Source organism: Nocardioides luteus, assembly GCF_000960475.2.
Taxonomy (GTDB): domain Bacteria; phylum Actinomycetota; class Actinomycetes; order Propionibacteriales; family Nocardioidaceae; genus Nocardioides; species Nocardioides luteus_A.
In genome coordinates this window covers 1-4,606 of record NZ_JZDQ02000070.1, presented here as the reverse complement: position 1 = coordinate 4,606, position 4,606 = coordinate 1, and the positions used below count along the sequence as shown (strand labels likewise).

The 4,606-nt window shown below is 70.0% G+C and carries 5 protein-coding genes; 4 read left to right on the top strand and 1 reads right to left on the bottom strand.

Annotated features, from left to right (window positions below; all coding sequences use genetic code 11):
- Positions 1-96: 96 nt before the first annotated feature.
- Positions 97-1,083, bottom strand: a complete 987-nt coding sequence (locus UG56_RS27255) for a GlxA family transcriptional regulator (RefSeq protein WP_045551384.1) — start codon at positions 1,081-1,083, stop codon at positions 97-99.
- A gap of 70 nt (positions 1,084-1,153) precedes the next feature.
- On the opposite strand from UG56_RS27255, the gene UG56_RS29015 reads away from it, so the two are divergent.
- From UG56_RS29015 to UG56_RS28595, 4 genes are all read left to right on the top strand, one after another.
- On the top strand, positions 1,154-1,288 hold the full coding sequence (locus UG56_RS29015) for a hypothetical protein (RefSeq protein ID WP_256206938.1): 135 nt from the start codon (positions 1,154-1,156) through the stop codon (positions 1,286-1,288).
- Between the two features lie 57 nt (positions 1,289-1,345).
- Entirely contained in the window at positions 1,346-2,416 is a 1,071-nt protein-coding gene (locus UG56_RS27250; protein ID WP_045551385.1) for an HpcH/HpaI aldolase/citrate lyase family protein, read from the top strand.
- 2 nt (positions 2,417-2,418) lie between these two features.
- On the top strand, positions 2,419-3,282 hold the full coding sequence (locus UG56_RS27245; protein ID WP_045551383.1) for an HpcH/HpaI aldolase/citrate lyase family protein: 864 nt from the start codon (positions 2,419-2,421) through the stop codon (positions 3,280-3,282).
- A gap of 170 nt (positions 3,283-3,452) precedes the next feature.
- Positions 3,453-4,559 carry a hypothetical protein gene (locus UG56_RS28595; RefSeq protein WP_177191565.1) on the top strand — a complete coding sequence of 369 codons (1,107 nt, stop codon included), beginning with the start codon at positions 3,453-3,455 and terminating at the stop codon, positions 4,557-4,559.
- Positions 4,560-4,606: the final 47 nt, after the last annotated feature.

Genomic DNA, 4,606 nt, shown 5'->3' with positions numbered 1-4,606 from the left:
GGCGGCCGAAGGCCGTCCTCTACTCCGGACGTTGCTGAGAACACCCTCCCGTAACGGGTCGGCGGCAAACACCCACCACAACGAACAGACGCCGCCTCAGTGCGTCGAAACGACCTCCTCACCCCGAACCCCGGGATCACGCCGCGAAAACCGCATCCGATACCGCCCCGGCGTCACCCCGACCTCCGAGGTGAACCCGGCACGGAAGGTCACCGGCGAGTAGTAGCCCGCCTCGTGGCTGATCCGGTCGATGGGCAGGTCGGTGGTCTCGAGAAGCGTCTTGGCGACCGCGATCCGCTCGGCGGCGACCCAGCGCATCGGGGTGGTGGCGAGGTCACGCTCGAAACGCCGGGCGAGGGTGCGGGGCGAGACCGCAGCGGCGGCCGCCAGGCGCTCGAGGGTGACGTCCTCGTGCAGGTTGGCGCGGAGCCAGGTGCGCAGCTCGTCGAGCCAGTGGGCCTGCTCGGTGAGCGGGTCGGCCGCGACGTACTGGGCCTGGTCGCCGTCCCGGTGTGAGGCGATGACCAGGTTGCGGGCAATGGTGTTGGCGGCGTGCTGACCGTGGTCGGTGCGGATCAGGTGGAGGCAGAGGTCCAGCCCGGCGGCCGAGCCCGCGCTCGTCAGCACGCCGTCGTCGACGTAGATCGCCCGGGGGTCGAGGTCTACCCCTGGATAGGTACGCCGGAACAGCTCCGCCCACCGCCAGTGGGTCGTGGCTCGGCGACCGTCGAGCAGTCCGGCTTCGGCCAGGGCGAAGGCACCGGTGCACAGCGAGACCATCCGGGCGCCCGCGTCGGCGGCCCGGCGGAGCTCCCTGACCAGCGTCGGACTGATCGGATCGCCCGGCCGGATCGCCGGCACCAGCACCGTGCCGGCCTCGGCCAGCGCGGTCATCGGACGCTGTGGCGTCAGCCGCGGCCCACCGTGGACACGTACGCCACGCAGGTCACCGCACAGCACCACGTCGTAGAGCGGGCTGGCGTCGTGGTCCCAGTCGTAGCCGAGCGCCTCGAGCGGCATCCCGATCTCGAAGAGGGTCATCCCGTCGACGACAGGGATGGCGATGGTCGGCTTCGCAGACATGGCAAGAATCTATCACTCGTAGTCAATCCTGCCACTCCTCCACGAGGCTCCGCGGCAGCACGCTGGAGTCATGACCGCCAACAAGAAGAACCCCAGCAAGGTCCGCAACACCGTCCGCTCCGTCCTGGCCGGCTTCGACGCCGGCGCCCGGATCCGTCACGGCGTGCAGGTCCCCCAGGACCACCCGTCCCGACGCCGGACGTGATCGTTACAAGCCGAGACGCCTACCGGCCGGTAACCCCCGGCCGTTAGGGTGACCGGCATGAGTCACAAGAGCCCCAAGGACTTCTTCGCGCCGTTGGCGGTGGGCGCTCCCGCACCGCTGCGGGAGATCCCGGCACGGCCGAGTCGCGCGATCCACTTCTTCGACCCGTCGAACCCGAAGATGGCGGCCAAGGTGCCGGCCATGGTCGGCACCGTCGACGTGCTCCTCGGCAACCTGGAGGACGCCGTCAAGGCCGACAACAAGGTCGCCGCGCGCGAGGGTCTGGTGAAGATCGCCTCCGAGACCGACTTCGGTCCCACGCAGCTGTGGACCCGGATCAACAGCCTCGACTCCCCGTGGGTGCTCGACGACCTCATCACCCTGGTCACCGAGATCGGCGACAAGCTCGACGTCGTGATGGTGCCGAAGGTGCAGGGCCCCGAGGACATCCACTACGTGGACCGGCTGCTGGCGCAGCTCGAGGCCAAGGGCGGCGTACAGCGCCCGATCCTCATCCACGCCATCCTCGAGACCGCGCGCGGCGTGGCCAACGTCGAGGAGATCGCGCTCGCCTCCCCGCGCATGCAGGGCATCAGCCTGGGCCCGGCCGACCTCGCGGCCGACCGCAAGATGAAGACCACCCGGGTCGGCGGTGGCCACCCCGGCTACCTGGTCCGCCAGGACCCGGTCGACGGTGACATCCACGGCAACCGCACGGTCTTCCAGCAGGACCTGTGGCACTACACGATCGCGAAGATGGTCGACGCCTGCGCCGAGGCGGGGATCTACCCCTACTACGGCCCCTTCGGCGACATCACCGACGTGGTCGCGGCCGAGGACCAGTTCCGCAACGCCTTCCTGCTCGGCTGCGTCGGCACCTGGAGCCTGCACCCGAAGCAGATCGAGATCGCCAACCGCGTCTTCTCCCCCAGCGTCGAGGACATCAAGCACGCCCGCCGCGTCGTCAAGGCGATGGGCGACGGCACCGGTGCGGTGATGCTCGACGGCAAGATGGAGGACGACGCCAGCCTCAAGCAGTGCCTGGTCCTCGTCGACCTCGCCGAGGAGCTGGCCGCCATCGACCCGAAGCTCAAGGAGCTCTACGACGCGATCGAGATCGAGGACTGATCATGACTGAAGCAACGTTCCGCCCTCTGCGCTCGGTCCTCTACATGCCGAGCTCCAACACGCGCGCCCTCGAGAAGGCCAAGACGATCGCCGCCGACGCGCTGATCCTCGACCTCGAGGACGCCGTCGCCCCCGACGCGAAGGCGGAGGCGCGTGAGAACGCGGCCGCGGCCGTGAGCTCGGGCGAGTACGGCAACAAGTACCTCACCATCCGCATCAACGGCGCCGACACCGAGTGGCACGCCGACGACCGGGCCGCCGCCGCGAAGGCCGGCCCCGACGCCATCGTGGTCCCCAAGGTCAACAGCCCGCAGCAGGTGCTCGACCTGGTGGCGGCCTTCGAGCAGGCCGGCGTCCCGGAGCAGACCAAGCTCTGGGCGATGATCGAGAGCCCGTACGCCATCCTCCACGCCGAGGAGATCGCCTCGGCCTCCGAGCGGCTGACGGTGCTCGTCCTGGGCACGAACGACCTGGTCAAGGAGCTGTACGTCGACCACGTCCCCGCCCGCGCCAACCTGGTCACCTCGCTCCAGCTGGCGGTGCTCGCCGCGCGCGCGAGCGGCAAGGTCATCCTCGACGGCGTCTACAACAACGTGAAGGACGCCGAGGGCTACGCGGCCGAGGTCGAGCAGGGCCGGATCTTCGGGTTCGACGGCAAGACCCTGGTCCACCCCAGCCAGGTCGAGGGCGCCAATGCGGGCTTCGCACCCAGCGAGCAGGCGGTGGCCGACGCCAAGGGTCTCATCGAGGCGTTCGAAGCAGCCGGCAGCGGCGTCGCGACCTACAACGGCAAGATGGTGGAGGCCCTCCACGTCGAGTCCGCCAAGCGAGTCCTCAGCATCGCCGAGGCCATCGCCGCGCTGTAGGCCACCGGCCAGGAATATCTCTCAATGTATAGAAAAAGTTACTGATCACCCATTTGGGCTGATCAGTAACTTTTTTCCGAGAAGAAGGTGACAAACCGGCGGGATTCTGGTTCCGTTACGTGCTGCGCGACACAACCGACACTCGCTACGCGCTCAGGAGACAGCGTCAGATGACTGAAGCGAATCGTCGGCCCGCGACGGGGGACCTCTCGAACGTCCCGCCCACGCCGGCTCGACACCCCGCCACACCGATGCTCCCCACGAACGACACCGCGCCCGAACCCCTCGAGATCGCCCGCCGCGCTCTCGAGGGGTTGACCCCGGCGGACGAGTCGTGGTTCACGAATCCCAAGACGAACCCCGCCGGCGAGCGAGTGCGACCGCGTCCCACGCCCACCGCTCAGCAGCCGCACACGCAGCCGCACACGCAGCCGCACACGCAGCCGCAGCCCCACCCGAAGCCCGGCACCGCGCTCGTCCCGGTCCACCCCGCTCCCAGCCGCCCGCAGCCGCCGCGTCCCGGCTACCAGCGCCCGATGCCGCCGCACACCCGGCTGCCGCAGTACGCCTACCAGCCGAGCCCCTACACGGCGCAGCAGTACCACCCGGCCGGTCCGGTGATGTTCGCCAACCCGGCGATGCCGCCGTACGCCGCCGCGCAGGTGCCGACCCGGAACTCCGTCGTCGAGGAGCACCGGATCCCGAAGAGCCGCGCCCGCAACAAGAAGGCCGTCCTGCTGCCGCTCGCGGCGATGGCGATCGCCTCGGCCGGCATCGGAGCCTTCGCCCAGGCTCACGTCGACCCGGACATCGAGGCCCAGCAGGTCAAGGCCCACGCCGGCGGCTACGACGTCGTACCCGTGGTCGACACCGCCACCCAGACGGTCATCGACGCGCCCGGCGTGATCGCACCGGAGAAGACTTCTCCCTTCGCCCCCGGAGCCACAGGCACCGCCGCTGGCGGCAAGCACTCCAACGGCGCCTACGACGCGCCCTCGAGCGCCCAGAGCTACGGCGGCGCCCACGCCTCCAGCGGAACGATCTCCGCCCCGCAGAGCGGCGACACCCTGTCGGACAGGGACCCCGAGCCCGCGCCCCAGCCGGCACCCGAGCCTGCCCCCGAGCCCGCTCCCGAGCCCCAGCCGGAACCCGAGCCCGAGCCGAGCCCCGCGCCGGCCCCGCCGTCGCTCGGCGACGACGTGGTGGCGCCGGTGCTCGACACGGTGACGGGCGTCATCGACGGTCTCACCGGCATCAAGCTCGACCTGACGCCGTAATCGCGCCTGCTCCGAAACGGGCCGTGACCTCCTCCGAGGTCACGGCC

Coding starts and splice junctions, on each gene's coding strand:
- UG56_RS27255 (WP_045551384.1), bottom strand. CDS start 1,083: ATGTCTGCGAAGCCGACCATCGCCATCCCTGTCGTCGACGGGATGACC.
- UG56_RS29015 (WP_256206938.1), top strand. CDS start 1,154: ATGACCGCCAACAAGAAGAACCCCAGCAAGGTCCGCAACACCGTCCGC.
- UG56_RS27250 (WP_045551385.1), top strand. CDS start 1,346: ATGAGTCACAAGAGCCCCAAGGACTTCTTCGCGCCGTTGGCGGTGGGC.
- UG56_RS27245 (WP_045551383.1), top strand. CDS start 2,419: ATGACTGAAGCAACGTTCCGCCCTCTGCGCTCGGTCCTCTACATGCCG.
- UG56_RS28595 (WP_177191565.1), top strand. CDS start 3,453: ATGACTGAAGCGAATCGTCGGCCCGCGACGGGGGACCTCTCGAACGTC.